Origin of the sequence: Bacillus sp. PS108, from assembly GCF_037963335.1 — a bacterium.
Taxonomy (GTDB): Bacteria; Bacillota; Bacilli; order Bacillales; family Bacillaceae; genus Bacillus; species Bacillus subtilis.
In genome coordinates this window covers 1909359-1935165 of record NZ_CP150155.1, presented here as the reverse complement: position 1 = coordinate 1935165, position 25807 = coordinate 1909359, and the positions used below count along the sequence as shown (strand labels likewise).

Here is a 25807-nt window from a genome sequence, read left to right as displayed (position 1 = left end):
GTCAGTCACCCCTATGCATATCCGCTAGCTATCGTTTAAATATGGCTGTACGTTTCTTAATCACAAAATAAAGGGCTATCACGACAACAGCCAATATCATAATCGGTGTTGTATAAGTGCCCGCTATATTCTCAACATCATCCCACTGGCTTCCTAGCTGTATGCCTAAATAAACAAACAGAATAGACCATGGAATGATAGCAAGCACAGTCAGTACCACAAATTTGAGAAAAGGCATTCTGGCAATACCTGCCGGAATGGATATGGCATGTCTGACAACCGGTATAAAACGAGCCGAGAAGACAACTCCGGCGCCGTATTTCTGAAACCAGTTTTCCGACATGTCGATATGATGCTTTTTAATCAATAAATACTTCCCGTATTTGTCCAGAAATGGCCTGCCGCCATAGCGGCCGATCCAGTAAATAAAGATCTGGGCAATGGTGCCCCCGATAACACCCGCAATAATTGCGCCAATAAATCCAATCGTGCCTTCCGATACCATATAGCCGCCATAAGCTAATACAATCTCACTCGGAATGATTTCAATCATTAACCCAATCGCAATACCCGCATATCCCATGTTCGTCAGCCATGTTAAAATTTCGCTTATCAAACTGCCCACATTCTTCACAACCTGTCCTAATCTTTTTCACTATTATATGACTGATTGACGAGCAAGATGGTTACAATTTTTTTACCGCAGCATTTCTTTCGTTTCCTGTTTGATCACATCTTCTAAATAGGCCAAAAGCTGAGATCTCATTTCGGGACGCATTAAGCCGATTTCGGTGCTCGCTTTAAAACAGCCTAGCTTATCGCCAATGTCATATCGATTTCCTTCCAGCAGCCGGGCATGGATCGGCTCCTTACGGCAAACCTCACGAAGCGCATCTGTCAGCTGAATTTCGTTGCCCGCGCCTCTGTCAATTGTCTTCAAAACGGAGAAGATCGAAGAATTCAGCACATAACGTCCCATTACTGCGATTTCCGAAGGTGCTTCTTCAGGAGAAGGCTTTTCCACTAAATCGTTCACTTCGTATACATGCCCTTGAGACCCTGATGTATTTATAATACCATATTTGCTGACATCCTCAGGGAGAACTGACTGTACACCGACAACCTCTGTGCCATAAACGTCATATATATCCATTAATTGCCGAAGAGCCGGTGTTTCAGACACCATAATATCATCACCTAAGAGAACGGCAAAAGGCTCATCTCCGATAAAATGCTCCGCACACAGCACCGCATGGCCTAATCCGAGCGGTTCTTTCTGACGGATGTAATGAATGTTGGCCAAATCGGCAATCTGCTGCATTTCCTTAAGTGTCTCCGTCTTGCCTTTTTCCCGGAGATTGAATTCCAATTCCGCCGACCGATCAAAATGATCTTCAATCGAGCGTTTGTTTCTCCCTGTAATAATCAGTATATCTTCAATTCCTGACTCTGCGGCCTCTTCTACAATATATTGGATTGCTGGTTTGTCGACGATTGGGAGCATTTCTTTAGGCTGCGCCTTTGTCGCCGGCAGAAATCTCGTTCCTAAACCCGCTGCGGGTATAACCGCTTTTCTCACTTTTTTTCTCATTCATCTTCACTCCTGATCCTGTATGTTTTTCAGCGAATCTCCAAATACCCAGATTCGGTTTCCGATAAAATTCATCATCATTCCGCCGATAGTGGCGGCGAGCTTACTCACCAAAAGCGAGCAGCCGCAATTTTGAAACAAATAAAGCAACAAAAAGGTGATCCCCGACGCGGCAATATTAATCATGAGAAAACGCACGATCTCTTTCCCGTCAGCCTTACCTTTCACACAAAACGTCCAATTCCGGTTCCACACATAGCTGTTGACGATACCTGCAGTATAGGAGCAGATCTGCGCCGGCAGATAAGAGACATGACAATTGGTAAGAAGAAAGAAGACACCAAAATCTATCAGCGTATTGCCGACGCCTACGGTGCAAAAACGGCCTAATGTCTTTATTTTTTCTTTCAGCGTAACGGACCTCCCTTCATAAAAGATGCGAGTGGCAGTCATATTTGTTGATATGGATTACTATAGCGGACAGTGTTGAATAAACAATTAATAAAATATGAACAAAACATGAAAAAGCGGGTATACCGCTCAATAGTCTTATACTCTTGAAAAAACAGCCGCATTGAACGGCTGTTTTTTGTGTCTGAAAACATACAAATATAAACGGAGTGTTAGCCCCATCTTATCAATGAATAAATGTATCCAGTTCCTTTGTAGAATCGAACACTAACTCCTCCAAAAGTTTCTATACACAATTTTTTTAATGATGTAGGATGTTAGATAAAGGGATATCTTGGATAATGATGTAATCTCCGTTCAATGTGATTAGTGGGAGGCCATGAACAATCCTGTCTTTTTATTTTCTGGACAATGGTCGCTAGGAATGGGGAAGTTTTTTTGAACAATTTTGAAGGAGTGGTGCGATCTCCTCGAACAAAGGAGAGAATGGAGACACATGAAGATGAGCTTTCAGAACAACTGGGAACATTGCTAAACAGCTTCCGGCTACTTTATGCGTGCGATCTTCATGACCTGTTGTCATCAAATTCCAAAAGAAAATCCCCCATTTTAAGGAAAAAGGAGGATGTGAAGTGATGAGGAAAAAGTGTAGCGTATGTTTATGGATTCTTGTTTTACTTTTGAGCTGCTTAGCTGGGAAGTCTGCGTATGCTGCCACAGGTACTACAATTGCAAAACATATAGGGAATTCAAATCCGCTTATCGACCATCATTTGGGAGCGGATCCGGTTGCGCTGACCTATAACGGAAGAGTCTACATCTATATGTCAAGTGATGACTATGAATATAATAGCAACGGAACAATTAAAGATAATTCATTTGCCAATTTGAATAGAGTATTCGTCATATCTTCAGCGGATATGGTGAACTGGACAGACCACGGAGCCATTCCGGTAGCAGGTGCCAATGGAGCTAATGGAGGCCGTGGAATTGCAAAATGGGCAGGTGCGTCATGGGCACCGTCAATCGCAGTTAAAAAAATTAATGGCAAGGATAAATTCTTCCTTTATTTCGCAAACAGCGGCGGAGGTATCGGGGTTCTCACCGCAGACAGCCCGATTGGTCCATGGACCGACCCAATCGGAAAACCGCTCGTAACGCCAAGTACGCCAGGAATGTCTGGTGTTGTATGGCTTTTTGATCCGGCAGTATTTGTAGATGACGACGGAACCGGTTACCTGTATGCCGGCGGAGGCGTTCCTGGCGGTTCAAATCCAACGCAGGCACAATGGGCCAATCCTAAAACGGCTAGAGTCATAAAATTGGGGCCTGATATGACGAGTGTTGTTGGAAGTGCATCTACAATTGATGCGCCTTTCATGTTTGAAGATTCGGGATTGCACAAGTATAACGGAACATATTATTACTCCTATTGCATTAATTTCGGCGGCACGCACCCGGCCGATAAACCCCCGGGTGAGATCGGCTACATGACCAGTTCAAATCCCATGGGTCCCTTTACATATAGAGGGCACTTCCTGAAAAATCCGGGTGCATTTTTCGGAGGTGGCGGAAACAACCATCATGCTGTTTTCAATTTTAAAAACGAGTGGTATGTGGTGTACCACGCGCAAACTGTCAGTTCCGCTCTGTTCGGGGCCGGCAAAGGATACCGTTCTCCCCATATTAATAAGCTGGTGCATAACCCAGATGGATCCATCCAAGAGGTAGCAGCAAATTATGCAGGTGTAACACAGCTTTCCAATTTGAATCCTTATAACCGGGTAGAAGCTGAAACGTTTGCTTGGAATGGACGCATTTTGACAGAGAAGTCCACAGCACCCGGCGGGCCAGTAAATAATCAGCATGTAACAAGCATTCAAAATGGAGACTGGATTGCTGTAGGAAATGCAGACTTCGGAGCGGGCGGTGCCAGGTCATTTAAAGCAAATGTAGCATCCACTTCAGGCGGGAAAATAGAAGTGCGCCTCGACAGTGCTGATGGTAAGCTTGTTGGAACTCTGAATGTACCTTCCACAGGTGGAGCGCAAACGTGGAGAGAAATAGAAACTGCAGTAAGCGGGGCAACCGGTGTGCACAAAGTATTCTTTGTATTTACCGGAACAGGTACAGGAAACTTGTTTAATTTTGATTACTGGCAGTTTACGCAAAGATAGTACTCGTAATGGGACCGCTTAAAAACGAGGCGGGTGAAGTACGAGCCATCACCGGAACAGCCCGCCATTATGGATATGCCATGCAGATTTTTTAATACCGTAAAAGACACATGACGAAGGAGAGGAATAAATGATTCCACGCATAAAAAAAACAATTTGTGTACTATTAGTATGTTTCACTATGCTGTCAGTCATGTTAGGGCCAGGCGCTACTGAAGTTTTGGCAGCCAGTGATGTAACAGTTAATGTATCTGCAGAGAAACAAGTGATTCGCGGTTTTGGAGGGATGAATCATCCGGCTTGGGCTGGGGATCTTACAGCAGCTCAAAGAGAAACTGCTTTTGGCAATGGACAGAACCAGTTAGGATTTTCAATCTTAAGAATTCATGTAGATGAAAATCGAAATAATTGGTATAAAGAGGTGGAGACTGCAAAGAGTGCGGTCAAACACGGAGCAATCGTTTTTGCTTCTCCTTGGAATCCTCCAAGTGATATGGTTGAGACCTTTAATCGTAATGGTGACACATCGGCTAAACGGCTGAAATACAACAAGTACGCAGCATACGCGCAGCATCTTAACGATTTTGTTACCTTCATGAAGAATAATGGTGTGAATCTTTACGCGATTTCGGTCCAAAACGAGCCTGATTACGCTCACGAGTGGACGTGGTGGACGCCGCAAGAAATACTTCGCTTTATGAGAGAAAACGCCGGCTCGATCAATGCCCGCGTCATTGCACCTGAGTCTTTTCAATACTTAAAGAATTTGTCGGACCCGATCTTGAACGATCCGCAGGCTCTTGCCAATATGGATATTCTCGGAACTCACCTGTACGGCACCCAGGTCAGCCAATTCCCTTATCCTCTTTTCAAACAAAAAGGAGCGGGGAAGGACCTTTGGATGACGGAAGTATACTATCCGAACAGTGATAACAACTCGGCGGATCGATGGCCTGAGGCATTGGATGTTTCACAGCATATTCACAATGCGATGGTAGAGGGGGACTTTCAAGCTTATGTATGGTGGTACATCCGAAGATCATATGGACCTATGAAAGAAGATGGTACGATCAGCAAACGCGGCTACAATATGGCTCATTTCTCAAAGTTTGTGCGTCCCGGCTATGTAAGAATTGATGCAACGAAAAACCCTAATGCGAACGTTTACGTGTCAGCCTATAAAGGTGACAACAAGGTCGTTATTGTAGCCATCAATAAAAGCAACACAGGAGTCAACCAAAACTTTGTTTTGCAGAATGGATCTGCTTCAAACGTATCTAGATGGATCACGAGCAGCAGCAGCAATCTACAACCTGGAACGAATCTCACTGTATCAGGCAATCATTTTTGGGCCCATCTTCCAGCTCAAAGCGTAACAACATTTGTTGTAAATCGTTAAGAGCACAAAGACACACATAAATAATAGAGTGTCTGAATTGGCGATTTTCCGATTGGGAAATCGCTTTTTTATTTTGTTGCTGAATTACAGGAAGAAGAAAGGATGTATATAAAAACAGCAAAGCTTTAATCTTCATCTTTTCTAGTTTACATAATATATATTCTAGGAAGTAATCAAAATAAATAAATTTCTGTCTCGATATCAAAGTATACTTAAGTTAGTGAGACAGAAATTGAAATTTTACTACTGAATGACAAATCAAAAAAATGGTGTTGTCAATCCATAATAAACGGCTTCTAAATCTTCCAGCGTCATATCGCCATATGCGCATTTGATAACAGAATCAGCAAACACATCATAGTCATAATCTGTAGAAAATCCTTGCTGCAGCTGTTTTTCGTAAACTTCGATCTGATCTTTTTGATGCTGGATGTCTTTTTCCTTACCTGGATAGTCCGGACCATTTATCATATTACTCATTTTTTTGTACAGCACCATATACTGTTTCAGTATTTCATCCACAACGCAAACCTCCTATTAGATGATAAAAACGGACATCGTTACTGATGTCCGCCAAAAAAAGCTTAACTAATTTGGTTCTGTTCCCCAAATCAGTTTTCCTTGATCATATAATGTGATTTTTTTCGTTGTTTTAAACGTATTTGATTTGAAAAAGGAATAATCGCCGCTTTGTGCATAATTGCTCCAGTCATCATTGTGAAGACGAAGCTGAATATTCCCTGTGCTTGCTCCCGGTACCAGCGTTCCGTTTTTAAATCCAAGTTCCAGATAGGTATCTGCACCTTGCTTTGGTTTATGCAACGTCACAAACTTGTATGTCACATTGCCGCATCCAATCTGCGCGTAGTCACAGTCAACGTTTTGGCCTTTGTTTTTCGCTTTATACCAGTAACGGGCAGTGACATCTTTTAAATCAACCGTGGTATTGCCGTTATTTTTTATTTGAAGCTGCGGACGGATTTGGTTGCTGTTCATACTCCCATTCCCTGCTCTGTATTGTACAGAAATACCGTTTTCCTGTGTGGGTTTATCTTTTGCTGGCGTTTCAGGAATGTCCTTCGTCGAATCTTTGGTGCCGAGAATGTTTTCTCTAACGAATGTTCCTGAAGCAGATAAATCTGACAACCGCCAGCCGCCTGTTTTAGATGCCCCCGGCTTTAAAGCTGAGGATGATTCCTGCTTATCAGAAAGATTCCAGTTCACCCAGCTGATGGTCTTGCTGTCGAGATATTTCAGCCATTCCCTCGATTGATCAAGGAATACACCGCCATTGCCAGACGCGTCGCTTGTTCCCCACTCTGTCACAAAAATAGGTGCTCCTTTGCTGAGTGCATAGTTTGCTTTATCCCGTAAAAACTGGCCGTGAGTACCGGCGTAAAAATGAAGCGCGTACATAACATTTGCATCTTTTAGCTGGTCATCGGCAGCATCATTCACATCCTGGCTCCATGTACCGGTTCCGACAATGATGATGTTGTCTGGATCATTTTTGCGGATAACGGAAATCACTTCTTCCGCATATGGTTTAATATCACGCTTCCAGTTCACATCACCGTTTGGTTCGTTTGCAATTTCATAAATGACGTTTGGCGTGTTTCCGTAAAGGCTTGACATTTCCTTGAAGAATTCTTTTGCCTTCTCTTTATTTTGGTTTGGATTACCGTCATTTAAGATATGCCAATCAATGATGACATATATCCCAAGCTCTTTTGCCGCTTCAACCGCTTCTTTTACTTTATTTTTCACGGACGGGTTGTCAATATAACCGCCATCTGCCGTATACATCGCTGCACGGAAAACGGTGATACCCCAATCGTCCCTCAGCCATTTTAAGCTGTCTTTATTGACATATTCTCCATACCATTGCAATCCGTGTGAACTGATCCCCTTCAGCTGTACCGCTTTACCGTCTCGGTTAACGAGCTGTGTACCTTTTATGCTAAGCTGGCCATTCTTGGCTACTGGCGTTTTTGTCCCTGCTGCTGATGCCGGCGAAGCCATCATGTCGCCCATTGTCAATAACGTAATCAATAAACACGTAATAAAAATAGAGATTGACCGTTTCATATCTGATCTTTTCCTCCTTCGCATCATTTTGGCTCTTCACTTCTTATGAGCACGAACTCATTGTAAAAATCTTTCTCATGATTGTCTATCAACCTAATTTCTTGTTTTTGGGAGGTTTAAAAGCCTGTCAATTTGCTCTATCTCCATTGAATAAGACACACATGATACATATAGAACAAAGAAAACCGGACTGAATTGGGACTTTACACGTCATTTTTCATTCGAGTCGAAAAATTAAATTTATTTCCAATAATGAAAAAGCTGCATTCAACTATTGAATGCAGCTTTGTTTTATATTTATATTATGCTTCTTGTTTCTCATCTTCCCATGTTTCAGCGTTTTTCAGCCCTGGGATGTTTTTCGCTTTAAACACAGGATCAAGTCCTTGCTTACGCTGTTTCGCGTAATCTTTATACACTTTGTAAGCAACGTTTGACAGCAGCGTAATCACAATTAAGTTGATCAGCGCCATGATACCCATAAAGAGGTCCGCCATATCCCAAACGATTTGGAAGCCTGATAAAGATCCATACACAACCATAGCAATTACAGCAATACGGTAAATGTTCAGCCATGTTTTGCTTGTTTTAATAAATTCAATGTTTGTCTCGCCATAATAATAGTTGCCGACAACTGAACTGAATGCAAACAAGAACATTGCGACTGCGATGAAAGTCGGCGCCCAGCCTCCAATATGATGGTTAAGAGCAGCCTGTGTGACTTGGATGCCGTCGCCTTTTGGCGTTACACTGTACAGCAAAATAATAAATGCTGTGGACGTACATATGATAAATGTATCGAAAAATACGCCTAATGTTTGAATAAAGCCTTGCTTTGCCGGATGGGATACATGAGCCGTCGCAGCCGCGTTTGGTGCGCTTCCCATTCCTGCTTCGTTTGAAAAAAGTCCGCGCTGCGCACCGATAACGATGATGCCCCCTATTCCGCCGCCGACGACTTGTTCAAAACCTAAAGCATTTTTAACAATTGTAGCGATAACGCCAGGGAAAGCCGTAATATTCGTGATGACAACAAATAAAGCGATAAGAATATAAATGCCTGCCATAACCGGCACAATTAGCTGTGAAACAGCGACAACACGTTTTAAACCGCCGAAAATGATAAACGCAGTTAAAACCGCCAGAACTATGGCTACAACTATTTTATTCACATGGAATGCGCCATCCAATGCTCCAGCAATTGTATTTGTTTGAACAGCGTTAAAAATCAAGCCGAATGAAACGGTAATTAAGATTGCAAAAACGATGCCAAGCCATCTGGCTCCAAGACCCTTTTGAATGTAGTAAGCCGGACCTCCGCGGAAATCCTCCCCGTCTCTCACCTTATAAAGCTGCGCTAACGTACTCTCAACAAAGCTTGAAGCCATACCTACTGCAGCTACTACCCACATCCAAAATACAGCGCCCGGTCCGCCTGTCGCAATTGCTAAGGCTACACCAGTCAAATTCCCTGTGCCGACTCGGGATGCGGCCGAAATAAAGAACGCCTGCATAGATGAAACACCTTTATTTCCTTCCGGCTTCTCCCCTACTATTCTGAACATTTCAATAAAATAACGGAATTGGATAAAACCAAAACGTATGGTAAAAAATAATCCAAGCCCTATTAAAATATAAAATAGGTATTTCCAGATGAAATCACTTGGAATATTAATCAAACTATTGAAAAAAGACTCCATATTTACCTCCCGTTTTCATCAATTCAATACGAATTCGATTTTGATGTTAGATTTTTTAACATAACGAGTTTTATTATATCACAATATGACGAATTAGGAAGTTTTTTCGAGAAGAATATTGTCGTAGCCAGATGTTACTCTGTCGACCCCTTCTCTATTATTTTCCTACGAATAAAAACATTCCTTGCAAGCTGGCTTTAAAAAAAGAGTACCCTCTTAACAATGTAATCATTTCTTCCCATTCTCTTGCCTTTCTCTTTGATTTAGCACATAAATAAAGTAATAAACCCTAAACAACAAACATATCATTTAAAATATGTTTTTATTCACACCATAAACCGGGTATACATACGCTAATAAAAGAAGTTTTCTCTTTCAAAAATAAGCAAAAAGATATATACTTAACAAGGTTAAATTTATTTTTAAATTTAATAAATCAGGTTTACTTTTAGGATGGATTGGGGTATTATTATAAAAATATTCAGTAATATTAAAGGAGGGGGAGATCATTTGAAAAAAGTAACGATATTGAAAGCATCCATCTTATTCTTGGCGATTGCCAGTTTTCATTTGTTCTCAATTCCCCACGCCTTTGATATCGGCCATCATTATAAAGCCGTAGCCGACCAGCAGGAAATGCATGAGATGAAAGCCGGCCAAAATGCTGATGATGAGAAGAAATCCATCACAGGGGCATTTACGCTGACCGCTTTATGGGCAATGGCTGTTCTGCTGCTGACCGCTGAAAGCCAAAGTACGGGATACTCCCGCAGACGTCAGCGGAAAAAAAGCTTTATACTGGCCAAATTTTATCAATCGTCTTATTTCGGCAAACTTCATGTTCAACATCACCCGATTATGTAACGAAAATATGAGGAGGCTGTTAAACATGTTGTTTATCTTAAGAATGGTGATTTTAGGCTTATTTTCTTTCACAGCGCTGAATTTATTTGTATGGCAGGGAATTGAAGTCATTCATGCTGTAACAGATCTATTCACCAACCATGAAAGCTGATAAAAAACAAACGAAACCCGCTCATATAGTATGAGCGGGTTTTTTATTATTGTTCTGTATGAATGCGCCAAACAGCTGTAACCTTGCCTGATTCCTCTTCATCAAAAAAGAAAGAGCCATTGCTGTATCTGTCGTTTGTCCGCAACTCTTTTGCCTGCAGTTCTTTTCTGTCGCCTTTTTCTGTTTCTGCCATTAGTCGCTGTTCAAGACTGCAAGCGAACAGTGCTACAACTCGGTGAGGATTCTTTTTCAGTTCCCTTAGCATTACGACACCGCGTTTTGCGCGGGATGTCTTCTCGAACTCAGAAAGACTCATGCGTTTTACCGCTCCCCGCTGTGTGAACAAGACAATTGAATCAGATTGTTGAAGGATCTCACCGGAGACAACAAAGTCATCCTCTTTTAAGTTAATCCCTTTGACACCTGCCGCACGCGCGCCAACTACATTCACTTCGTCTTCTCCAAACCATAGACCGTACCCTAAGTGAGTGGCCATAAAGATCTGGCTTTCCCCATTTGTTACATGTACATCAATCAGTTCATCTTCACCCTTCAGATTTAAGGCCACAAGCGCCTTAGAATAACGCTGTGCTTTATAATGGGTGAGCTCTGTCTTTTTCACCATCCCGTTTTTCGTAAAGAATAGAAGATATGCCGACGGATCAAATTCTTTAATCGGTATGGCCTTTACAATCGTTTCATCACGGTCAATAGTGATCAGATTTGAAAAATGCTGGCCCATGTCCTTCCATCTGATATCAGGCAGCTGGTGAACAGGACAATAGATGTAGCTTCCTTTGTTCGTAAAGAGCAGCAACACGTCTGTCGTATTCATTTCAAACTGATGCAGCATCCTGTCCGTATCTTTCATTCCGAAGTCCTGACCGTTGGAAGCGGCAAATGAGCGCTGGCTCGTCCGTTTTAGGTAACCATCCTTCGTAACGGTTACATATACATCCTCAGATGCAACCATGACTTCGAGATTGATTTTAATTTCTTCAATTTTTTCTTCAATCACGGAGCGTCTCGTATCTGCATATTTCTTTTTCAATGCTTTTAAGCTGTTTGTAATCACTTTTAGCAGTTTTTTATCATTGCTCAGAATAGATTCGAGCTCTTCAATTTTTTTACCGAGCTCTTCTGCCTCTTCCTTAAGCGCTGTAATATCTGTATTGGTTAAACGATATAGCTGCAATGACACGATGGCTTCAGCCTGAGGCTCCGTAAATTCATATTTCGCGATCAAATTGTTTTTAGCGTCACGTTTATCGCTAGAAGAACGGATTGTTGCAATCACTTCATCTAAAATAGACAAAGCTTTCATGAGCCCTTCTACGATATGATGTCTGTCTTTTGCTTTTTGAAGCTCATAAACGGACCGGTTTGTGACAACTTCCTTTTGGTGTCCGATATATGCATCCAAAATAGACGGCAGGCTCATCAGCATCGGACGGCGGTTATGGATAGCCACCATATTGAAGTTATATGTGATCTGCAAATCAGTATTTTTATATAAGAAATTCAAAATGCCTTTGGCATCAGCTTCTTTTTTCAGTTCAATGACCACTCTCAGCCCTGTTCGATCCGTTTCATCACGAACCTCTGAGATGCCTTCAACCTTTTTATCAATACGGAACTCGTCCATTTTTTTTACAAGGTTTGCTTTATTTACTTCAAATGGAATTTCAGTAATGACAATTTGTTCTCGTCCGCCTCTGATTGTTTCAATTTCAGCCTTTCCGCGGATAATGATTTTTCCTTTTCCGGTTTCGTAAGCTTTTCTTATCCCGTCAACGCCCTGAATAATACCGCCTGTCGGAAAATCAGGCCCTTTAATGACTTCCATGAGTTCATCAACAGAGCAAGATGGCATTTGAATACGCTTAATGACAGCATCAATGACTTCTCCCAGATGATGAGGGGGAATGTCGGTCGCGTATCCTGCTGAAATCCCGGTAGATCCGTTGACCAATAGGTTAGGAAACATCGCCGGGAGTACGACAGGCTCCTTGCTTGTATCATCAAAGTTCGGCACAAATTCAACCGTGTTTTTGTCAATATCCCGAAGAAGCTCAGATGCAATCGGAGATAATCGTGCCTCTGTATAACGCATGGCTGCCGGGGGATCTCCGTCGATACTTCCATTGTTTCCATGCATTTCGATTAACACATTACGAACTTTCCAATCCTGGCTCATCCGCACCATTGCTTCATAAACCGAGCTGTCACCGTGCGGATGATAGTTACCGATGACGTTACCGACCGTTTTGGCCGCTTTTCTGAAGTTTTTATCAAACGTGTTTCCATCTGTATGCATTGCATACAGAATTCTGCGCTGTACCGGCTTTAATCCGTCTCTCGCATCGGGCAGCGCCCTGTCTTGAATAATATATTTACTGTAGCGTCCAAAACGGTCGCCGATCACCTCTTCTAATGGTAAATCATGAAATAATTCTGGCTGTGACAATCATTAAACCTCCTCAGCGACCGATAAGTTTTCATTTTCTAAAATATTGCTTTCTTCATCTAAGCCGAAAGCGACGTTTTTCTCAATCCACTTTCTGCGCGGCTCTACTTTGTCTCCCATTAACGTCGTCACACGTCTCTCTACACGTGCCGCATCGTCAATTTTGACCCTAACAAGTGTGCGGGACTCCGGATTCATCGTCGTTTCCCACAGCTGGTCTGCGTTCATCTCTCCAAGACCCTTATATCGTTGAATGGTATAGCCTTTGCCGACTTTTTTCAGGACATCACCCATCTCTTCATCAGACCATGCATATTCAATGATTTCCTTTTTCCCGCTTCCTTTACTGACCTTATATAAAGGTGGCAGCGCAATGAACACCTTGCCATGCTCAATGAGCGGTTTCATATAGCGATAGAAAAAGGTAAGAAGCAGCACTTGAATATGGGCGCCGTCAGTATCGGCATCAGTCATAATGATGATTTTGTCGTAGTTGATGTCATCGATTGAGAAATCTACTCCGACTCCTCCGCCGATCGCATGAATGATCGTATTGATCTCTTCATTTTTAAAGATATCAGCAAGCTTAGCTTTTTCTGTATTAATGACTTTACCGCGTAAAGGCAGTACCGCTTGGAATCTGCGGTCTCTTCCCTGCTTGGCTGACCCGCCTGCTGAATCTCCCTCAACGAGATACAATTCATTTTTTGCCGGGTTTCTTGAACCCGCAGGCGTCAGCTTTCCGCTTAAAGTCGCTTCTGATTTTTTTCGTTTTTTGCCGCTTCTTGCTTCTTCACGGGCTTTGCGTGCCGCTTCGCGCGCCTGGCTCGCCTTGATTGCTTTTTTGACAAGAAGCGTTGCGGTGTCCCGATTTTCCTCTAAAAAGTAAGCAAGCTGCTCTGAAACAATCGCATCAACTGCTGATCTTGCTTCACTGGTACCGAGCTTTCCTTTTGTTTGTCCCTCAAATTGAAGAAGCTCCTCAGGAATGCGGACAGAAATAATGGCTGAAAGACCTTCCCTTATATCGGTGCCTTCAAGGTTCTTATCCTTTTCTTTCAGCAAAGCCACTTTTCGCGCATATTCATTAAAAGCACGCGTCATCGCAGTTTTTGCACCTGACTCATGCGTCCCGCCGTCTTTTGTTCTGACATTGTTGACAAACGACAAAATATTTTCAGAATAACCATCGTTAAACTGGAACGCAAAGTCCACTTCTATAGAATGATGCTCACCCTCAAACGAGACCACTTCAGACAAGACGTCTTTTTCTTCATTTAAGTAAGCAACAAACGCTTCTATGCCGTTTTCATAATAAAAGACCTCATGCTGGTCATTGCGTTCATCAATCAGCTCAATTTTCAGTCCTTTTAACAAAAACGCAGACTCTCTTAAGCGCTCAGAGAGCGTTTCAAAATTATAAGTGGTTGTGCTGAACATCGTTGGATCTGGCTTAAAGTGTGTAAGAGTTCCCGTCTTTTTTGTTTTGCCGATCTTTTCGAGAGATGTAACCGGTTTTCCTCCATTTTCAAATCGCTGCTGATAGACAAAACCGTCCCGCTCAATGGTAACCGTCAGCCATTCAGATAAAGCATTCACGACTGATGCACCAACTCCGTGGAGCCCGCCGCTTGTCTTATAGCCGCCTTGGCCGAATTTTCCTCCGGCATGAAGCACCGTTAAAATCACTTCAGGGGTTGGTTTGCCGAGCTTATGCATTCCGGTCGGCATGCCGCGGCCTCTATCCTGTACAGAAATACTATTGTCTTTATGTATTTTGACGATTATGTGATCTCCATGGCCGGCAAGCACCTCGTCGACAGAGTTATCTACAATTTCATAAACCAAGTGGTGCAAACCCCGCGCGTCAGTAGAGCCAATATACATACCCGGCCTTTTCCTGACAGCCTCAAGGCCTTCGAGCACCTGTATGGCATCTTCGTTGTAATCAAATTGCTGTTTTCTAGCCAAACGTACAAACCCCTTTCAAAAACTAACATTGTCTTTCTCTTTTTCAGTGTTACACATCATTTGTATATAAGATATTTTTTATAAACCTCGCCTCGAGCCAGTACTGCCTTGGACTCCTCATTATAACCAATATGTTTGCAATCGCAACATAGAGCTAACGAATCAGTTCTTCTCAAAACATCGGCTAGTGCTGTTTTTACACCATAAGAACGTATGTTTGTTTATTATATATAAAGCAGCAGACCTTCGCAAATCGAACGGCCGAAACCCAGCTGGACAAGGTATTCAAAAAAAGCTGTTCAAGCTTTATTGTATCTGTTTCACCGTAATACGCAAACAATATCTTAAAATTAAAAAGCAAAAATCCTTGAATTTACAAGGATTTTTGCAGTTCTGCACCTATTTTGTTACAGCGTGTGCCACTTTTATGCACAGATCCATGATAACCGTTCTGCCTTTTTCTTTTAGCATCTGGTATGCTTCCTCATTAACTAGCCCTTGCTGTGCCCAAAATACTGGCGCATCTGTCTCTAAAAAATCTTCCGCCACTCCAGGAAGCTGTTCTGAGCGCCGGAATACATTTACGATGTCAATCGGACCGTCAATCTCTTTTAAAGATGAAACGGCTTTGACACCTAGCGCCTCATCAATTGTCGGGTTCACAGGGATAATTTCATAACCCGTGTCCTGCATTGCTTTTGAAACCATATGTGATGTTCTATCCGGACGGTCTGAAAGCCCTACTACCGCTATACGTTTGCTTCTTTGAAGAATCTCTTTAATTTCCGCTTTAGAAGGGTTTTGCATCGTGTGTCACTCCTTTTTTACTTATTTTACACGATCAAAACAGGAGAAATCAAAATATGATGCATGTTTGATTGGATTTGTAAGCAAACTTTACAAAAAAACTTATCATCAGATCATGACATCTCATGTTAAAATAAAAAGAAGGGAATTTGAAAAAGGAGAAATGTAGATGTTAATTGCTTTATTGATTATTTTGGCCTACTTGATAGGCAGCATTCCATCTGGCTTAATTGTGGGCAAGCTTGCCAAGGGAATTGATATTCGGGAGCACGGAAGCGGCAACTTAGGCGCTACCAATGCATTCCGTACATTGGGTGTAAAAGCTGGTTCGGTCGTCATAGCCGGAGATATTTTGAAAGGGACACTGGCAACTGCATTGCCTTTTCTCATGCATGTTGATATTCACCCGCTTCTTGCAGGAGTCTTTGCGGTTTTAGGCCACGTGTTTCCCATCTTCGCCAAATTTAAAGGCGGTAAAGCCGTGGCGACATCAGGAGGCGTTTTGCTATTTTACGCACCCCTGTTATTTATCACGATGGTTGCGGTATTCTTCATCTTTTTATACTTGACTAAATTTGTTTCTCTCTCATCGATGTTAACAGGGATCTATACTGTTATATATAGTTTCTTTGTCCATGATACGTATTTATTGATTGTCGTTACCCTGCTCACTATTTTTGTGATATACAGACACCGAGCGAACATTAAACGAATTATCAATAAAACAGAACCTAAAGTAAAATGGTTATAAGCTTAAAAAACTTCTCTTTTGACACAGAATAGCCTAATACGTTTATAATAGAGAAAATTCAAATGAAGAACAAAGGGGTGTTCTGTTATGAATATGACAATTAACGAAGACGCATTGAACTGGTATAAAGAAGAACTCGATTTGGAAAGCGGAGACCAGGTTCGCTTTTTCGTCCGCTATGGTGGCTGCAGCAACGTTCAAAAGGGTTTTTCTCTCGGTGTAGCGAAAGATGCCCCACAAGAGGCTGGAGTCACTGCAGAAGCTGACGGCATTACCTTCTTTATTGAAGAAAGTGATTTATGGTACTTTGATAACCACGACCTTCTCGTCAGCTATTCAGAAGACGCTGATGAACCGGTTTTTGAATACCAATAAAAAAGAACGCACATCATGTGCGTTCTTTTTTTACAAATGAAATCGTATAAGATGATCGGTTAGGTTTTCTTGTTCCAAAATATATTTTTGTGTTTCCCCCAGCAGATCAAAGTGGGGAAATTCACTTTTCTTATGGATCCATTCTTTTTTTAACCCGTACGCCGCTCCCCACTGAACCAGCTTATCAATGTCTGCACAGCCGGCTTTTGTCACGGTCTTTGCTTCTGGAAATCGGTCATCCAGCCAGTAATGTGTTAAAAATGCGATTTCTCCTCTTTTCACTGCTTGTTTCCACCGGTTAAGTTCCTCCCGTTTCACACCAAACGCCATATCCCGTTCACTTCCCTATTTTTTGGCCTTTTCATATGCTGTGTGCCAATCAGGAAAAGCTTTGCGGAATTGAATTGGCTTAAAGCTTTCTTTATCCACACAAATATGAGATGAGGTGGCTTTGATGGAAAGCTCACCGGCCGGATTATAAATGTGGTAACCATAGACGGTTTTAAATCCGTTATAGTCCTCTATCCATGTATGTACAACCGCGGTTTCTCCGTAATGAAGCGGCTTTTTATAGGAAATATTGATATCAACGACTGGGGACAGAACGCCTTTTTTTTCCATATCACTATATAAAAAGCCTAAGTCCTTAATCAAGGCCGTTCTGCCGACCTCCATCCACACAAGATAATTTGCGTGATAGACAATCCCCATTTGATCTGTTTCTGCATAACGCACTTCTATTTCTTTTTTTGATACATGCAAGATTACTCTGCTCCCTTAACGTCAATTTAGCCCCATTTTACCATAATCAAATCAGAAAGAAAAAAACCAGGTTTCCCTGGTTTTTTAAGAACGGTATCCGTTTTGTCTCGCTGCAGATTCGTCTTGTATTTCATTACGAAACGCTTCAATGCTCTGTTCGCGCCTTGCATTTTTTTCTTTAATACGCTGTTTATCTTCTCCTGAAGCAAACTCCATTGATGCTTCTGCTTCTTCTATATTTTCAATTGTATTTTGAACCATATCCTGCAATTTTTCCACATTGTCAGAACGATCATCAGGATTAGGCTGCTGATATTGATTTTGGTTCTTTGTCATTCGGATGTACCTCCTAGAAATAAACTCGAATTTTCGCTACTCGCCTTTTGTCTGCATGATAATCGGCCGCTGTCCTGAAGTATCATGCATTTTTTCCCCTTTATTGGCTTTATATTTTACAGGCTTTGTACCCAAGTGGCTTGGAGCATATTGAGGCTGACCGTTTTTCTTGTTGTTTCCCATGTTTATCCCTCCTCAACAGATAGGTTTCTCAAAAGGAGGGGTAAACATGAATACAAATTAAAGGTTATTTTTGCTTAAATCGCTGTTCAAGCTTTTCCTCAAGCTGATTTAAATACTCTGTATTGGTCATCAGCTCTTTTTTGTTTTCCATGACGAGCTCATGAAAAGAACGTTTTCTCATCTTCTTCACGCTTTTCACCTCCGCATATTCTTTTATTTTTTCCAATTCTGAAAACTTGTAAGCATATCTGAGCATAAAAAAAACTGAATCTAATCAAGATCCAGTTTTCGTTCCATTTCTTTTTTTGTCATGGTGCCAACGTGTATGTCTTGGATAACACCTTTTTCATCTAAGATATATGTCGTTGGATATGACATCACGTTATAGTCAGCATTGATCCCTTTTTTATCAATCAGAATGGGGAATGTTAAATCATACGTATCAGCAAACGCTCGGACCTGTTTCTCACTTTTCTCAGCTGAAGTGAAATTTACCGCAACAACCGCAAGTTTGTCGGCGTACTCTTTTTGCAGCTTTTCCATCGCAGGCATTTCCTGACGGCACGGTTTACACCAAGTTGCCCAAAAATTGAGCAGCACTTTTTTGCCTTTTGCATCCTGTAAAGAGCTTTTCTCTCCTGACAGCGTTTTTAAAGAAAAATCAGGTGCTTGTTTCCCCTCTTGAATTCCGACTTCTTTTTTGCTGTATGTTTGATATAAATTCCATCCCGTATAACCGGCAAGCATGATAAGCAGGATCCCTGCGAGCCATTTTTTCAGCATATGCCACCTCCGCAGCACATTGTGTCATAAAAAGAAGAGAAAGCGAAATGCCTTCTCTTCCTATTGATTCATCAGGACTGCTTCATTTTTTCACGAAGCACCATTTGAAGGATGCCGCCATGGCGATAGTAATCAATTTCAACTTCACTATCAAAGCGGACGACTGCTTCAAAAGTTGTTACATTGCCGTCTTCATTGATTGCTCTTACAGTTACAAGGTCACGAGGACGAACTGTTTCATCAACATCTACCTCAATGACTTCTTTACCCGTTAAGCCGAGTGTATCCGCATTTTCACCTTGTTTAAACTGAAGCGGCAGCACACCCATGAATACAAGGTTGCTTCTGTGAATTCTTTCGAAGCTCTCTGCAATGACCGTTCTGATGCCGAGAAGGTTTGTTCCTTTTGCAGCCCAGTCACGTGAAGATCCCATACCATAGTCTTTTCCTGCTAATACAACAAGACCAGTTTTATCTTCTTTGTATTTCATGCACGCATCATAGATGGATGTTACTTCACCAGTCGGCCAGTACGTTGTAAATCCGCCTTCTGTACCCGGTGCAATTTGGTTTTTGATGCGAATGTTTGCAAATGTTCCTCTCATCATGACTTCATGGTTTCCGCGGCGGGAACCGTAGGAGTTAAAGTCACGAGGAGAAACACCTTTTTCTTGCAAGTACTTTCCGGCAGGCGTATCTTTTCCGATTGCCCCCGCAGGAGAAATATGGTCAGTTGTGACTGAATCACCGAATTTACCGACAACACGCAAACCTTTTAATGGTTCAACCTTGCCTGGCTCAACAGACATTTCTTCGAAGAATGGCGGATTTTGAATGTAAGTTGACTCGCTATCCCATTTATATAAAGCTTCATCTGTTGTTTCAATTTCGTTCCAGCGCTTGTTGTCATCAAATACTGTTTCATACTCTTTGCGGAATAGCTCTGGCGTAACAGTTTGCTTAACAAGTGCATTGATTTCGTCCATTGACGGCCAAATATCATTAAAGTATACGTTTTGACCATCCTTGCCCACACCGATTGGATCGGTTTTCAAGTTAATGTTTACCGTTCCAGCCAGCGCATATGCCACAACAAGCGGCGGTGAAGCAAGATAGTTGCCTTTAACAAGCGGGTGAATACGTCCTTCAAAGTTACGGTTTCCGGAAAGGACAGACGTAATCAGAAGATCATTTTTCGCAACCGCTTCTTCAATTTCCGGTGAAAGCGGGCCTGAGTTCCCGATACATGTTGTACAGCCGTACCCAACGAGGTTAAAGCCAAGCTCTTTCATGTATGGAAGAAGGCCTGAATTCACAAGATATCCTGTAACAACTTTAGAACCCGGTGCAAGTGACGTTTTCACGTAATTAGGCACCTTAAGCCCTAACTCAACCGCTTTTTTCGCTACCAGTCCGGCGCCGATCAGAACGTATGGGTTTGATGTATTTGTACAGCTTGTAATCGCAGCAATGGCGATCGCACCCGTTTTCATAACTGTTTCTTCACCGTTAAGGAGTTTAAACTTAATTTCTTTATTTTCTTCCTCAGCATTTAAACCGAATCCTTGGTTACCTGCAGGGCTGACTAAGTGCTTTTTAAACGTTTCCTGCATAGCAGATAGCGGGATCAAATCCTGAGGACGCTTTGGACCCGATAAGTTTGCTTCAATTTGAGACAGGTCAATTTCAACCACATCAGTAAATTGAGGGTCTTCCGCATCTGGAGTGTAGAACAAGCCATTGCTTCTGCAGTATGCTTCAACAACATCAATATGTTCAGGATCACGGCCAGTCAGGCGCAGGTAGTTAAGCGCTTCTTCATCTACTGGGAAGAATCCGCATGTAGCACCGTATTCCGGAGCCATATTCGCAATTGTTGCGCGATCTGCAAGCGGCAGTTCAGCAATTCCCGGTCCGAAGAATTCAACAAATTTACCGACAACGCCTTTTTCACGCAGCACTTGTGTTACTTTTAACGCCAAGTCAGTAGCTGTTGTTCCGTTTGGAAGCTTGCCGACAAGTTTCGCGCCGATTACCTCTGGAACTGGGAAGTAAGAAGGCTGTCCAAGCATTCCCGCTTCAGCTTCAATTCCACCGACACCCCAGCCGAGAACACCGATACCGTTAATCATTGTTGTGTGTGAGTCTGTTCCGACAAGCGTATCAGGATACGTTACAAGCTCGCCGTCTTCTTCAATGGCATGGACAACACTTGCCAAGAACTCAAGGTTGACCTGGTGCACAATACCTGTTGCAGGCGGTACTGCCTGATAATTGTTAAACGCTTTCTTTGCCCAGCTTAAAAATTTGTAGCGCTCTGCATTTCTTTCGAATTCCAAGTCCATATTTACTGCTAATGCATCTTCTGTACCCGCTTTATCTACCTGTACAGAGTGATCGATAACGAGATCAACAGGAATTTCAGGGTTGATTTTATCAGGATCTCCGCCGACAGCTGCCATTGCTTTACGCAGTGAAGCCAGATCTACTACTGCCGGAACCCCTGTGAAGTCTTGTAAAATAACACGAGACGGTTTGAACGGAACGTCGATATCCTTTAATTCGGCAGTTCCCCATTTTGCCAAATTTTCCACGTGTTCTTTTTTGATAACGAAGCCGTCAACTTGACGCAATACTGATTCTAAAAGAACTTTGATGGAATAAGGAAGCTTCGAAACCTTTCCTATACCTGAATCTTCTAACGCTTTTAAAGAGTAGTAATGATATGTTTTCCCATTTGTAGTAAACGTTTTTCTCGCTTGGAAAACGTCTTTTGCTGCAGTTTTTTGCTCGTTTGCCATTCTCCAAAATCCCCCTTCAGATCAGATCATTCTCAGATGAACATTACATTCCATCACAATTTTCTCACAATTTCATATTAAAACAAAATCATACATAAGTAAATATCAATGTTTTTATTAAATACAATAAGTTCGACTTATGAGAAAAATGTACCGGTAATTTTTACTGTTTACGCTCTCTCATATAACACAATAAAAGAAGCCATATTATGATTGAGGTGATAATGATGGTCAAAAGAAAAGCGAATCACGTCATTAACGGAATGAATGACGCAAAAAGCCAAGGCAAAGGCGCCGGCTATATTGAAAACGACCAGCTTGTACTGACTGAAGCAGAACGCCAAAATAACAAAAAAAGAAAAACCAATCAATAACACCGAACTCTTTTAAGGAGGTTCTCATTTTATGACCAATAAGAATACAAGTAAAGATATGCATAAAAACGCCCCCAAAGGACACAATCCCGGCCAACCTGAGCCTCTAAGCGGAAGCAAAAAAGTAAAGAACCGAAACCATACAAGACAAAAGCACAACTCAAGCCATGATATGTAAGAAAAGCAGACCTTAGTGTCTGTTTTTTTATGCGTTCACCCATTTATAATCCACCGCATATGATGTTAAGCAAGGTTGATATGTGGAGGAATGCTTCCATGGACCATTCAAAACGCAACGATGCAAATGATTTCGATAGTATGGATGAATGGCTTCGGCAATTTTTTGAAGACCCCTTCGCCTGGTACGACGAAACATTGCCTATTGATTTATATGAAACAAGTCAGCAGTATATTATAGAAGCGGATCTGACTTTTTTACAGCCTACACAAGTAACAGTTACCCTTTCTGGATGCGAGTTCATCTTAACTGTCAAATCGTCAGGACAGACTTTTGAAAAACAAATGATGCTTCCTTTTTATTTTAATGACAAAACCATTCAAGCCGAATGCGAAAATCAAATACTCACAGTCGCCGTCAATAAAGAAACAGAAGATGGCTCTTCTTTTTCTCTTCAATTTCCTCTCAGCTAAACATAAAAAGTCACTTTCATCCCCTATTATGAAAGTGACTTTTTTTTCCGTCCATTTATCGTCAAATACCCTCTAGTGACTCTCCCATGGCCAAATAGCAGATTCACTATACAATAGAATATGATCTACTATCTCTTTTGACTAGACGTCTATCACTTTTTTCTATTCTTTTTTTACTGTGTTCTTCTAATCTCTCTTCGTATACAATATGGTTAGAATAAGGGGGAATGATTGATGCTGGAAGGATGGTTTTTATGGTTTATTCTGTTTTGGGTGATCATGATGGTAGTCTTATTATCAATCGGCGGTTTTTTCATGTTTCGAAAGTTTTTAAAGCGTTTACCAAAAGAGGACGGCAGATCAGAGCTTGATTGGCAGGATTACTATATTGAAAACAGCAGACATTTATGGAACGATGAAAACAAACAGTTTCTAGATGAATTGACTGCGCCCGTGCCAGAGCTGTTCAGAGATGCAGCAAAAGCCAAAATCGCAGGCAAAATCGGTGAGCTTGCATTAAAAGAAAAGGTAGCAAAGATTGATCAGCAACTTATGATCAAAGGCTATATTCTCGCAACTCCTAAAAGAGACCATACCTTCTTAAAAAGGCATCTGCGGGACAAAAAAATCGATTTGGAACCTTATCAGACCCTTCTCAAATAAAAAACCTTTCCTGACAAGAGGAAAGGTTTTTTAATTCATTTGAATATTAGCTGACTGCAGCTCGTTATGAAGTTTTCGATATGATAAATACATGGCGATTCTCCAAGGCACAATCATACCGAAAGCCAGAATCCAAAACATTCCGCTCAGTGCACCATAATCGATTGATGTGCTCAAGATGGATTTCATCACGATTCTGATCACCAAAAGACCGACTAATATAAAAACAAATGCTTTAGAGCGTTTCATGTAAATTTCATTATTTTTAATTTCGAACTTAGAAGTTTTGATTAGAAAAATAGAGAAAATCACACCTAAAGTGAATGCTTCCAAAAACTCTGCACCAGTTACCCAAAATACCGGAAATAAAAACATTAACGCTCCCGTACTCATAAAAATCGGCGGAAGAATGATTTTTTTTGGTGAAACAGGCTTGTCAGAGGACTTTATTCTGACCACCATCACAGCTACAGCCATTAACACAGCAATAATCGATGAAACTATAATCATCATACTTATCATTCCTTTGTTTCTCGGAGTGTTGATACTATATACTATACTCCAAAACAATAAAAAAAACCATTTTGAAAAGAAATGACTTTAATGTCCCATAACGCGGCTTACAGCTTCCAGCACTTTTGTTTCCTCAAACGGCTTAACAATAAAATCCTTTGCCCCCAGCTCAATTGCTTCCGTTACAATTCTTTGCTGGCGCATGGCGGTGCACATGATGACCTTCGCTTTAGGATCAAAGGTTAAGATATCACGAAGCGCTTTTATGCCGTTTTTCACCGGCATTGTAATATCCATTGTCACAAGGTCCGGTCGCAGTTTTTTATACAGGTCCGCTGCTTGTTCACCGTCCGCCGCTTCGCCTGCGATTATGTAATTTGCATCTTCCAAGATCTCTCTGATTTTCACTCTCATGAACTTGGCGTCGTCTACAACTAAAACTCTTGTCATATTCCCCTCCAACAATCGATTTCCACAGATAATAGTCTTATTGTACCAAAAACAAAAGGATTAGTAGTAGCACGAAAGTAATTTACCGTCAAAAACCAGTAAAGCCTCCAAAAAGATCTGACAGCAAAATAATGATCAGGCTCATCCAATTAAAGAATAACAGCACACCAATCACAATCATCAAAACGCCGCCAGCTTTCATAATGAAAAGCTGGTTCTTCCTTATCCACTTCAGCTTTGTGATAAAAAAAGACAATAAAAGAAACGGTACCGCAAAACCGAGTACATATAACATCATGTATGGCACCGCTGAGCCCGGATTGGTGCCTGCAAGTGTGATAACAGCAGCTAATATCGGACCGGTACATGGTGTCCATCCAGCTGCAAATGCCATTCCGATTAAGACCGACCCTAAAAACCCGCTTGGTTTATGCTTAAAATGGATTCTCCGCTCTTTCATCATAGCCTCAGGCCGGAACACACCGAGTGTAATGAAACCGAACAAAATAATAAGCAACGCGCCAATTTGCCGAATCGCATCGTGATAATCCCTAAACAGGCTGCCAATAAAAGATGTTCCATAGCCTAAAGCAATAAAAATGACTGAAAAGCCAAGCAAAAAACACAAAGTATGAAACAGGCTTCTTTTCTGCAGCAGCAGCTTTTCAGTTTTTACATCGTCCATGCTGACCCCTGTAATATATGACAAAAAAGCTGGGTAAAGCGGCAGGCAGCAAGGCGAAATAAAGGATAAAAACCCCGCTCCGAATGTCAAAAAATAATTCACGTCTCCCATGTCATCATCCCTTCATGATTTGACATTCCTTCAAGTTATGACAAAATCATTTCATTTTTTTAACACTTTCACTTGAAGGATTTCTATTTTCAGAAAAAACTTATATAATTTAATTTGACATTGAGACATTATACTCCTTCTCATTTGAAAATTAGTATAAATATGGATATAATATAAACATTCACTTTGAAGATCTAATGTATGAAAGGATACATCCCTGTGATTAGAGAGCATCTATTAAAAGAAATTGAAAAAAAAAGAGCAGAGCTGCTGCAAATTGTCATGGCGAACGGAATGACATCTCATATTACGATAGAGCTCAGTCAGGAGCTTGACCATCTTCTCATACAATATCAAAAGCAGCGCCTTCGAGCAGTAGCGGGTGATGAATGATTGCAAAATAAAAAACCCGTATAAGGGTTTTTTATTTTATAACCATGTTTCTCTATATCATAATCTTTACGTATTATTTCGTTTGATTATTCATGGCTTTCATCATTTGATTGATTTTCTTTTGAGAAGGTTTCATTCCCATTTGCATCATCATCATGCGTAACATTTGTTCATTAATAGGCGGATTCTTTTTCAGGTAGCTCATCATATATTTACGAGCAATAAAAAACCCGAGTGCAACACCTATGAGCAATGCAACAACGCCCACTAGGATGCCAACCCATAAAGTCATTTTATTTCCTCCTTCATGTTGTCTAGTTTAAAGTGTACTAAACCAAAAGCTATTATAC

The 25807-nt window shown here is 41.4% G+C and carries 31 protein-coding genes; 11 read left to right on the top strand and 20 right to left on the bottom strand.

Translation table 11 applies throughout. The features are described 5' to 3' along the window. Positions 1–28: 28 nt before the first annotated feature. The 3 genes from NSQ16_RS09815 to NSQ16_RS09805 form a co-directional block, all read right to left on the bottom strand. On the bottom strand, positions 29–625 hold the full coding sequence (locus NSQ16_RS09815; RefSeq protein ID WP_003231529.1) for a DedA family protein: 597 nt from the start codon (positions 623–625) through the stop codon (positions 29–31). 72 nt (positions 626–697) lie between these two features. After that, a complete protein-coding gene (gene galU, locus NSQ16_RS09810; RefSeq protein ID WP_230488776.1) occupies positions 698–1591 on the bottom strand; it encodes a UTP--glucose-1-phosphate uridylyltransferase GalU in 894 nt (297 codons plus the stop codon). 6 nt (positions 1592–1597) lie between these two features. After that, positions 1598–2044, bottom strand: a complete 447-nt coding sequence (locus NSQ16_RS09805) for a GtrA family protein (RefSeq protein ID WP_230488775.1) — start codon at positions 2042–2044, stop codon at positions 1598–1600. 593 nt (positions 2045–2637) lie between these two features. Here NSQ16_RS09805 and xynD point away from each other — a divergent pair. Then, positions 2638–4179, top strand: coding sequence for an alpha-L-arabinofuranosidase (gene xynD, locus NSQ16_RS09800; RefSeq protein ID WP_230488774.1), 1542 nt, complete (start codon positions 2638–2640; stop codon positions 4177–4179). 130 nt (positions 4180–4309) lie between these two features. Continuing rightward, complete coding sequence (xynC, locus tag NSQ16_RS09795) at positions 4310–5578, top strand: glucuronoarabinoxylan endo-1,4-beta-xylanase XynC (protein WP_029317861.1); 1269 nt, start codon at positions 4310–4312, stop codon at positions 5576–5578. 258 nt (positions 5579–5836) lie between these two features. Here the strand turns inward: xynC and NSQ16_RS09790 are convergent, their stop codons facing one another. The 3 genes from NSQ16_RS09790 to NSQ16_RS09780 all read right to left on the bottom strand — a co-directional run bounded on the left by NSQ16_RS09790 (position 5837) and on the right by NSQ16_RS09780 (position 9366). Next, complete coding sequence (locus NSQ16_RS09790) at positions 5837–6100, bottom strand: YnfE family protein (protein WP_003231535.1); 264 nt, start codon at positions 6098–6100, stop codon at positions 5837–5839. 66 nt (positions 6101–6166) lie between these two features. Continuing rightward, entirely contained in the window at positions 6167–7666 is a 1500-nt protein-coding gene (gene eglS / locus NSQ16_RS09785; protein ID WP_230488773.1) for an endo-1,4-beta-glucanase EglS, read from the bottom strand. Between the two features lie 302 nt (positions 7667–7968). Continuing rightward, a complete protein-coding gene (locus NSQ16_RS09780) occupies positions 7969–9366 on the bottom strand; it encodes an alanine/glycine:cation symporter family protein (RefSeq protein WP_021479777.1) in 1398 nt (465 codons plus the stop codon). A gap of 510 nt (positions 9367–9876) precedes the next feature. Here NSQ16_RS09780 and NSQ16_RS09775 point away from each other — a divergent pair. Then, a complete protein-coding gene (locus NSQ16_RS09775; RefSeq protein WP_134982970.1) occupies positions 9877–10230 on the top strand; it encodes a hypothetical protein in 354 nt (117 codons plus the stop codon). Between the two features lie 25 nt (positions 10231–10255). After that, positions 10256–10381: a hypothetical protein gene (locus tag NSQ16_RS09770; protein ID WP_003231548.1), complete on the top strand. Its 126-nt coding sequence runs from the start codon at positions 10256–10258 to the stop codon at positions 10379–10381. Between the two features lie 46 nt (positions 10382–10427). Here the strand turns inward: NSQ16_RS09770 and parC are convergent, their stop codons facing one another. The 3 genes from parC to NSQ16_RS09755 form a co-directional block, all read right to left on the bottom strand. Then, positions 10428–12848: a DNA topoisomerase IV subunit A gene (gene parC / locus NSQ16_RS09765; protein WP_230488772.1), complete on the bottom strand. Its 2421-nt coding sequence runs from the start codon at positions 12846–12848 to the stop codon at positions 10428–10430. 3 nt (positions 12849–12851) lie between these two features. Beyond that, positions 12852–14819: a DNA topoisomerase IV subunit B gene (parE, locus tag NSQ16_RS09760; protein WP_230488771.1), complete on the bottom strand. Its 1968-nt coding sequence runs from the start codon at positions 14817–14819 to the stop codon at positions 12852–12854. A gap of 399 nt (positions 14820–15218) precedes the next feature. Continuing rightward, positions 15219–15626, bottom strand: a complete 408-nt coding sequence (locus tag NSQ16_RS09755; RefSeq protein WP_230488770.1) for a CoA-binding protein — start codon at positions 15624–15626, stop codon at positions 15219–15221. A 169-nt stretch (positions 15627–15795) separates the two neighbouring features. On the opposite strand from NSQ16_RS09755, the gene plsY reads away from it, so the two are divergent. Both plsY and NSQ16_RS09745 read left to right on the top strand, forming a co-directional pair. Next, entirely contained in the window at positions 15796–16377 is a 582-nt protein-coding gene (plsY, locus tag NSQ16_RS09750; protein ID WP_003231560.1) for a glycerol-3-phosphate 1-O-acyltransferase PlsY, read from the top strand. Between the two features lie 87 nt (positions 16378–16464). Beyond that, positions 16465–16752, top strand: coding sequence for a HesB/YadR/YfhF family protein (locus NSQ16_RS09745; protein ID WP_003231562.1), 288 nt, complete (start codon positions 16465–16467; stop codon positions 16750–16752). Between the two features lie 30 nt (positions 16753–16782). On the opposite strand, the gene NSQ16_RS09740 is transcribed toward NSQ16_RS09745, so the two are convergent. The 7 genes from NSQ16_RS09740 to acnA form a co-directional block, all read right to left on the bottom strand. Further along, entirely contained in the window at positions 16783–17082 is a 300-nt protein-coding gene (locus tag NSQ16_RS09740) for a hypothetical protein (RefSeq protein WP_003231564.1), read from the bottom strand. 15 nt (positions 17083–17097) lie between these two features. Beyond that, the gene (locus tag NSQ16_RS09735) at positions 17098–17514 is read right to left on the bottom strand and encodes a YbgC/FadM family acyl-CoA thioesterase (RefSeq protein ID WP_003231566.1); all 417 of its coding nucleotides are present in this window, start codon (positions 17512–17514) and stop codon (positions 17098–17100) included. An 84-nt stretch (positions 17515–17598) separates the two neighbouring features. Further along, the gene (gene tlp, locus NSQ16_RS09730) at positions 17599–17850 is read right to left on the bottom strand and encodes a small acid-soluble spore protein Tlp (protein ID WP_003231568.1); all 252 of its coding nucleotides are present in this window, start codon (positions 17848–17850) and stop codon (positions 17599–17601) included. A 36-nt stretch (positions 17851–17886) separates the two neighbouring features. After that, the gene (sspN, locus tag NSQ16_RS09725; protein WP_003231569.1) at positions 17887–18033 is read right to left on the bottom strand and encodes an acid-soluble spore protein SspN; all 147 of its coding nucleotides are present in this window, start codon (positions 18031–18033) and stop codon (positions 17887–17889) included. Between the two features lie 64 nt (positions 18034–18097). Beyond that, positions 18098–18223 carry an FbpB family small basic protein gene (locus tag NSQ16_RS09720; RefSeq protein WP_003244964.1) on the bottom strand — a complete coding sequence of 42 codons (126 nt, stop codon included), beginning with the start codon at positions 18221–18223 and terminating at the stop codon, positions 18098–18100. An 80-nt stretch (positions 18224–18303) separates the two neighbouring features. Further along, positions 18304–18816 (bottom strand): redoxin domain-containing protein, encoded by a 513-nt coding sequence (locus NSQ16_RS09715; protein WP_029726674.1) that lies wholly within the window; start codon positions 18814–18816, stop codon positions 18304–18306. A gap of 71 nt (positions 18817–18887) precedes the next feature. Then, positions 18888–21617, bottom strand: a complete 2730-nt coding sequence (gene acnA / locus NSQ16_RS09710; protein ID WP_021479772.1) for an aconitate hydratase AcnA — start codon at positions 21615–21617, stop codon at positions 18888–18890. Between the two features lie 227 nt (positions 21618–21844). On the opposite strand from acnA, the gene sspO reads away from it, so the two are divergent. The 4 genes from sspO (at position 21845) to yneK (ending at position 23305) form a co-directional block, all read left to right on the top strand. Continuing rightward, positions 21845–21991 (top strand): acid-soluble spore protein SspO, encoded by a 147-nt coding sequence (gene sspO, locus NSQ16_RS09705; protein WP_003244839.1) that lies wholly within the window; start codon positions 21845–21847, stop codon positions 21989–21991. Between the two features lie 31 nt (positions 21992–22022). After that, positions 22023–22169, top strand: coding sequence for a small acid-soluble spore protein P (locus NSQ16_RS09700; RefSeq protein WP_003221237.1), 147 nt, complete (start codon positions 22023–22025; stop codon positions 22167–22169). An 80-nt stretch (positions 22170–22249) separates the two neighbouring features. Next, positions 22250–22642, top strand: a complete 393-nt coding sequence (gene cotM / locus NSQ16_RS09695) for an outer spore coat protein CotM (protein WP_072174018.1) — start codon at positions 22250–22252, stop codon at positions 22640–22642. A 234-nt stretch (positions 22643–22876) separates the two neighbouring features. Further along, positions 22877–23305 (top strand): DynA interaction protein YneK, encoded by a 429-nt coding sequence (gene yneK / locus NSQ16_RS09690; RefSeq protein ID WP_003231580.1) that lies wholly within the window; start codon positions 22877–22879, stop codon positions 23303–23305. A 30-nt stretch (positions 23306–23335) separates the two neighbouring features. Here yneK and NSQ16_RS09685 read toward each other — a convergent pair whose 3' ends face one another. From NSQ16_RS09685 to ccdA, 3 genes are all read right to left on the bottom strand, one after another. Continuing rightward, on the bottom strand, positions 23336–23827 hold the full coding sequence (locus NSQ16_RS09685) for a CcdC family protein (protein ID WP_072174017.1): 492 nt from the start codon (positions 23825–23827) through the stop codon (positions 23336–23338). 78 nt (positions 23828–23905) lie between these two features. Then, a complete protein-coding gene (locus NSQ16_RS09680; RefSeq protein ID WP_014476939.1) occupies positions 23906–24268 on the bottom strand; it encodes a response regulator in 363 nt (120 codons plus the stop codon). An 88-nt stretch (positions 24269–24356) separates the two neighbouring features. Then, positions 24357–25064, bottom strand: coding sequence for a cytochrome c-type biogenesis protein CcdA (ccdA, locus tag NSQ16_RS09675; protein ID WP_003231585.1), 708 nt, complete (start codon positions 25062–25064; stop codon positions 24357–24359). A 219-nt stretch (positions 25065–25283) separates the two neighbouring features. Between ccdA and ynzD the strand changes: the two genes are divergently transcribed. Then, positions 25284–25457: an aspartyl-phosphate phosphatase YnzD gene (gene ynzD, locus NSQ16_RS09670; RefSeq protein ID WP_010886518.1), complete on the top strand. Its 174-nt coding sequence runs from the start codon at positions 25284–25286 to the stop codon at positions 25455–25457. A gap of 73 nt (positions 25458–25530) precedes the next feature. Here the strand turns inward: ynzD and NSQ16_RS09665 are convergent, their stop codons facing one another. After that, positions 25531–25749 carry a YneF family protein gene (locus tag NSQ16_RS09665; RefSeq protein ID WP_003221221.1) on the bottom strand — a complete coding sequence of 73 codons (219 nt, stop codon included), beginning with the start codon at positions 25747–25749 and terminating at the stop codon, positions 25531–25533. Between the last annotated feature and the right edge of the window lie 58 nt (positions 25750–25807).